Raw genomic sequence first — 6,281 nt, 5'->3', positions numbered from 1 at the left:
TCGCACCGAAGTTGCGAATATCGAACCATGCTGCGACTTCGCGATGCGACAACCGCTGGCTTCGCATCCGCTTCAGCACGGCAAGCTTGAACTCGGCGCTGTAGTGCGTGTACTTCCGTTTGATGCTCGCCGCGCCATGCAGGCGGTATCCCGCCACCCAGCGCCGTACTGTTCCGCTGTCTATTTCATGGCGTTTGGCGATCTCACCATAGCCTGCCTGACCGTCCAGGTAGCTCTGGATAACTGTCAGCCTGAACTGCTCCGAGTACCGATACATGAAAACACCCCAAAAGTTGGTGTCCAACTTTTGGGGTGCAGTTCAAACGCGCGGGGCCTTTACTCGTACGAGAAACGCGGGACCGATCAGGCCGGGAATACGCCGGTCGACAGGTAGCGGTCACCACGGTCGCAGACCACGAACACGATCGTCGCGTTTTCCACTTCCTCGGCCACGCGCAGCGCCACGCACAGCGCGCCGGCGGCGGAAATGCCGCAGAAGATGCCTTCCTCGCGCGCCATGCGGCGGGCCATGTGCTCGGCGTCGGCCTGCGACACCGGCTCCTGGCGGTCTACGTACTTCGGATCGTAGATCTTCGGCAGATAGGCTTCCGGCCACTTGCGGATGCCGGGGATGCGCGAGCCTTCGGCCGGCTGCGCGCCGACGATCTGAATCGCCGGGTTCTTTTCCTTGAGGAAGCGCGAGACGCCGGTAATCGTACCGGTAGTGCCCATCGCGGACACAAAGTGCGTGATACGGCCCTCGGTTTCCGCCCAGAGTTCCGGGCCCGTGGTCTCGTAGTGCGCCAGCGGATTGTCCGGATTGGCGAACTGGTCGAGGATCACACCCTTGCCTTCGCGCTCCATGGCTTCGGCGAGGTCACGCGCGTACTCCATGCCGCCCTTGACCGGCGTGAGGATGATCTCCGCGCCATAGGCCGACATGCTCTGCCGGCGCTCGAGGCTCAGGTCCTCCGGCATGATCAGCACCATGCGGTAGCCGCGGATGGCCGCAGCCATGGCCAGCGCGATGCCGGTATTGCCCGAGGTCGCCTCGATCAGCGTGTCGCCCGGCTTGATGCGGCCGCGCGCCTCGGCACCACGGATCATCGACAGCGCGGGACGGTCCTTGACGGAACCGGCCGGGTTATTGCCTTCGAGCTTGCCGAGAATCACATTGCCGCGCGCCTCGATGGCGGCGCCGGGGATGCGCTGGAGTCTGACCAGCGGCGTATTGCCGATGGTGTCTTCGATCGTCTTGTAGGCCATGGTGCAGGGGAATGTCGCGGGAGGGGGTGTCGCCAATGTCTTTGTTGTCGCGGGTCATTGTAATGCACCCACCTTACCCGCACCGGCAGGGCGGGCATTCCCCCACCCCAGCCGGCCCCGCCATGCCGCCGAATCAGTGCGGCAGCGCGGTTCCTTCGTCGCGGCCCTTGCCCAGCAGGTGATACAGCAGGATGGCGCCGAACGTGGCCGTGCCGATGCCACCGAGCGTCATGCCACCGAGCTTCAGCGTCAGGTCACCAGCGGCCACGGTCAGCGTGGCCCCCACCGTGATCAGGTTGCGCGAGCTGGAGAAATCCACGCCGTTCTGCACCCAGATCCGCCCGGCCGTGGCCGAGATCAGGCCAAACACGACGATGGTCAGGCCGCCGATGACCGGGCCCGGAATCGTCAGGATCAGCGCGCCGAACTTCGGCGAGAAGCCGAGCAGAATGGCCACCGCCGCCGCTACCACGAAGATCAGCGTCGAGTAGATGCGCGTCACCGCCATCACACCCATGTTCTCCGCGTACGTGGTCACGCCCGTGCCGCCGCCCGAGGCGGACAGCATCGTGGCCACGCCATCGCCGATGAACGCGCGACCGATATACGGGTCCAGGTTGCGGCCCGTCATCACGCCGATGGCCTTGATGTGGCCGAGGTTCTCCGCCACAAGCACGATCGCCACCGGGGCGATCAGCAGCATCGCGCTCGGCTCGAACACCGGCGCCGTGAACGCGGGCAGGCCGAACCAGCCGGCCGCAATCACGCCCGAGAAGTCGATGGCCTTGCCCATGCCCATCACATTGGTGGCGATGTAATACGCGAGGTAGCCAGCCAGCCCGCCCAGCAGCACCGGCAGGCGCCCCACCATGCCCGGCGCGCGCACGGCGATCAGACCCACGGCCAGCACGGTCAGCAGTCCGATCCAGGTATCGAGCGGCGCGGCGCTGACGGCCTTGACGGCCACCGGCGCCAGGTTCAGGCCAATCGCTGCAACGATGGCGCCGGTCACCACCGGCGGCATCAGCTTCTCCACCCAGGCGTAGCCGACCGCCTGCACGATCAGGCCGATCAATGTGTAGACCGCCCCCGCCGCGATGATGCCGCCGAGCGCCACCGGGATATTCAGGTTCGGCCCGCTGCCGGCATAGCCGGTGGCCGCGATGACCACGGCGATGAACGCGAAGCTCGATCCCAGATAGCTCGGCACGCGCCCGCGTACGAACAGGAAGAAAATCAGCGTGCCGATGCCCGAGAACAGGATGGCGATATTCGGATTGAAGCCCATCAGGATCGGCGCGATGGCCGTGGAGCCGAACATCGCCACTACGTGCTGGATGCCCGCCAGAATCGTCTGCCCCGCGGGCAGCCGCTCGTCCGGGCCGATCACGCCCGATGTCTTCAGCCGCCATTTCGGTAGGAAGCCCGTGTCCTCGCCATTCGCCATGTTGTTTTCTCCCTGTTATCGACGTCGCGCATGATACTCCGCGCCGCCCTGGCCGCGAAGCGACCGGGCCGGCGCCGGCCGACAAGGAAGCACAACGCATACCAGCCCCGGGCTGTTGACGCCCCGGGCCTGGTCTGCCGCATGGCGTCAGCGGGCCGCCTTCTGCGTCGATGGTGCCGCGCTGGCCTTTGCCTTGGGATCCTTGCGAGGGGGCGGCGCAGCCTTGCCGAACGTCAGCCCGGCGGCCTCGAGGTTGGCCACCGACTTCGGCCCCACGCCGGGCACGCGGTCCGCGAGGTCGCCGGCATCCTTGAAGGCGCCATGCTTCTCGCGCTCATCGAGGATCCGCTTGGCGGTAGCCGGCCCGATGCCCTTCACGCCGGTCAGCGCGGCTTCGTCCGCCACGTTGACGTCCACGTTGGCATAGGCCGCGCCGCCGAACGCGAGCGACACCAGCAGCGCCACGAACATCCGGCGCATGCACTGGATCAGGGAAACATCGAAGGGATTGCGCATCAGAAAACTCCTTTCCTTATTGGACTCAAGGCTCCGTGCCGGGATGGCGACGGAGCCTTGTCAGGATAGGAGCGGGTGACGGCTAGACGCGTAGTCGGCCACAATCGTTCACAACATCCGCGCGGATGTGTGGCCAACTGCAACGAGGATGTTGCAATCGGCGGTCGGAAACATCCGAAACGGTCAGCCGTTACGCTCGAGCAGCCACTTGCAGTAGCGCGAGACGCCTTCCTGCACCGTGAGGAACGGGGCGGTATAGCCCGCCGACCGCAGGCGCGACACATCGGACTGCGTGAAGCACTGGTACTTGCCGCGCAGCGCGTCGGGGAATTTCACGTATTCGACCAGCCCTTCCTGCACCATCTCCTCCAGCGAGAGCGGCGGCTTGTCCTCGATCTCGCGCAGCGTGTTGACCACGCTGGCGGCGATGTCGTTGAACGGCTGCGAGCGGCCGGTGCCAAGGTTGAAGATGCCGGACTTTTCCGGATGATCGAGGAAGTACAGGTTGACCTTGACCACGTCCTCCACGGACACGAAGTCGCGGCTCTGCGTACCCGGCGCGTAGCCGTTGTACTCGCCGAACAGCTTCACCGAGCCCTCGGCGCGGAACTGGTTGAAGTGGTGGAACGCCACCGAGGCCATGCGGCCCTTGTGGTACTCGCGCGGGCCGTACACGTTGAAGTAGCGGAAGCCGACGATCTGCGAGTGGGCCGCCGGCAGCCGGCGCCGCACCACCTGGTCGAACAGGAACTTCGAATAGCCGTACACGTTCAGCGGGCGCTCGTACTCGCGGTCCTCGCGGAACATCGTCGACGCCCCGTAGGTGGCCGCCGACGAGGCGTAGAGGAACTGCGTGCCCTGCTCCAGGCAGGCTTCCATCAGCGCCAGCGTGTAGCGGTAGTTGTTCTCCATCATGTAGCGGCCGTCGGTCTCCATGGTGTCGGAGCACGCGCCCTCGTGGAACACCGCGCGGACCTTGCCGAAGTCCCCCCGCGCAAAGCGCTGGACGAATTCCGACTTGTCGAGGTAGTCGGCGATCTCGCAGTCCACGAGGTTGCCGAACTTCTCGGCGCGGGTCAGGTTGTCGACCGCGACAATATTGGTCTCGCCGCGCTCGTTCAAGCCCTTGACGAGGTTGCTGCCGATAAAGCCGGCGGCGCCGGTCACGATGATGGTCATGGTAGTTTCAGACTCGAATTTCGGACTTTTACGACACGCGCCTCAGGCGCCGAACAGTTCGGGATACGTGACAACGGCGGTACCCAGCTTGCCGACCACGATGGCGCCGGCCCGGTTGGCGTGCTGCACGGCTTCCTTGAGCGGCACGCCGGCACCGATCATCGTGGCCAGCGTGGCGATCACGGTATCGCCGGCCCCCGATACATCATAGACTTCGCGCGCCTGGGCCGAGACATGAAGCACCTCGGCCTCGGTGTAGAGCGTCATGCCCTCCTCCGAGCGCGTCAGCAGCAGCGCTTCAAGCTGGAGCGAGCGGCGCAGGTTCTGGGCGCGGATGGTCAGGTCCGCCTCGGTCTTCCAGGCGCCCACCACGGCACGCATCTCGGCACGGTTCGGCGTGATCAGCGTGGCACCCCGGTAGCGCGAGTAGTCGTCGCCCTTGGGGTCCACCAGCACGGTGCGGCCGGCCGCGCGGCCCGCCTCCACCATGCGGCCGACGTGCGCCAGACCGCCCTTGCCGTAGTCGGACAAGACCAGCACCTGATAGTCGGCCACCAGAGTATTGAAGCGCTCCTGTACCGAAGCCAGCACTTCGTTGGCCGGCGCGCTCTCGAAATCGACGCGCAGCAACTGCTGCTGATGGGCCAGCACGCGCAGCTTGATCGTCGTATTGAGGGTGGGATCGCGTTGCAGGTAGGGCTGCACGTGGCTCTCGGCCAGCAGCGCCTCGAGCGTGCGGCCCGGCTCGTCATCGCCGATCACGCCGAGCATGCCTACCCGGGCGCCCAGCGCCGCGGCATTGCGGGCCACGTTGGCGGCGCCGCCCAGGCGCTCGTCACTGCGCTTGACCTGCACCACGGGCACCGGCGCCTCCGGGGAAATGCGCTCCACGTCGCCAAACCAGTAACGGTCCAGCATCATGTCGCCCACCACCAGCACCTGCGATTGTCGAATCTGGTCCTGCGAAATCTGATTCTTGCTCATAGGGTCTCAGCGCATCGAGGCAGAGCGCCCGATCGCGTGGTATTCGATGCCGGCTGTCGCCATGGCATCGGGTTCGTAGAGATTGCGGCCGTCGATAATGACCGGGGTCTTCAGCTTGGCGCGGATGGCACTGAAATCCGGGCTCCGGAAGACCTTCCACTCGGTCACGATCACGAGCGCGTCGGCGTCCTCGAGGACATCCATCTGCGCCTCGCAGAAGTGTACTCGCCCCGCGCCGCCTTCGATGTCCGCAAGATCTGTCTCGATCACACGGCGCGCTTCGGGCATCGCCACCGGGTCGTGCACGCGCAGCGCGGCGCCGCGCGACACCAGTTCGCGCGCCAGCACCCGCGACGGGGCTTCCCGCATGTCATCGGTATTCGGCTTGAAGGCGAGACCCCAGATTGCGAAGGTCTTGCCCGTCAGGTCTTCCCCAAAGCGCTTGATGACCTTGTTGGCCAAGACCTGCTTCTGGGCGTCGTTGACGGCCTCCACGGCTTCCAGCACCCGCATCGGCTTGCCGTACGAGGTGGCCGTGCGCATCAGCGCCTGCACGTCCTTCGGGAAGCACGAGCCGCCGTAGCCGGCGCCGGCGTACAGGAAGCTGTAGCCGATGCGCGGGTCCGAGCCGATGCCGAGTCGGACCAGTTCGATGTCCGCACCGACCTCGTCAGCCAGGTTGGCCAGCTCGTTCATGAAGGAAATACGCGTCGCCAGCATCGAATTGGCCGCGTATTTGGTGAACTCGGCCGAGCGCACATCCATATAGAAGGTGCGCTCGTGGTTGCGGTTGAACGGCGAGTACAGCTCGCGCATGATGGCCTTGGCATGGCGGCCGGCCACGTCGGGCGAGCAGCCCAGCACGATGCGGTCCGGGCGCATGAAGTCT

7 protein-coding genes are annotated in these 6,281 nt (G+C 65.7%); all 7 read right to left on the bottom strand.

All coding sequences use genetic code 11. The features are described from left to right. The coding region (locus BM115_RS26930; RefSeq protein WP_143093954.1) for a transposase at positions 1-277 on the bottom strand (277 nt) is incomplete at its 3' end. An 86-nt stretch (positions 278-363) separates the two neighbouring features. After that, complete coding sequence (cysM, locus tag BM115_RS26925; protein ID WP_092302019.1) at positions 364-1,266, bottom strand: cysteine synthase CysM; 903 nt, start codon at positions 1,264-1,266, stop codon at positions 364-366. 133 nt (positions 1,267-1,399) lie between these two features. After that, positions 1,400-2,713, bottom strand: coding sequence for a solute carrier family 23 protein (locus BM115_RS26920; RefSeq protein ID WP_092302016.1), 1,314 nt, complete (start codon positions 2,711-2,713; stop codon positions 1,400-1,402). 147 nt (positions 2,714-2,860) lie between these two features. Then, positions 2,861-3,229 (bottom strand): ComEA family DNA-binding protein, encoded by a 369-nt coding sequence (locus BM115_RS26915; protein ID WP_092302013.1) that lies wholly within the window; start codon positions 3,227-3,229, stop codon positions 2,861-2,863. A gap of 183 nt (positions 3,230-3,412) precedes the next feature. After that, entirely contained in the window at positions 3,413-4,408 is a 996-nt protein-coding gene (gene rfaD / locus BM115_RS26910) for an ADP-glyceromanno-heptose 6-epimerase (RefSeq protein ID WP_092302010.1), read from the bottom strand. A 42-nt stretch (positions 4,409-4,450) separates the two neighbouring features. After that, the gene (gene rfaE1, locus BM115_RS26905; RefSeq protein ID WP_092302007.1) at positions 4,451-5,392 is read right to left on the bottom strand and encodes a D-glycero-beta-D-manno-heptose-7-phosphate kinase; all 942 of its coding nucleotides are present in this window, start codon (positions 5,390-5,392) and stop codon (positions 4,451-4,453) included. A 6-nt stretch (positions 5,393-5,398) separates the two neighbouring features. Then, on the bottom strand, positions 5,399-6,281 hold an 883-nt coding region (locus BM115_RS26900; RefSeq protein WP_143093953.1), incomplete at its 5' end, for a UDP-glucose dehydrogenase family protein.

The sequence above is a fragment of the Cupriavidus sp. OV096 genome (assembly GCF_900115455.1).
Taxonomy (GTDB): Bacteria; Pseudomonadota; Gammaproteobacteria; order Burkholderiales; family Burkholderiaceae; genus Cupriavidus.
Note: the sequence above shows the minus strand (reverse complement) of the source record. Positions and strands in the feature narration are given on the sequence as shown.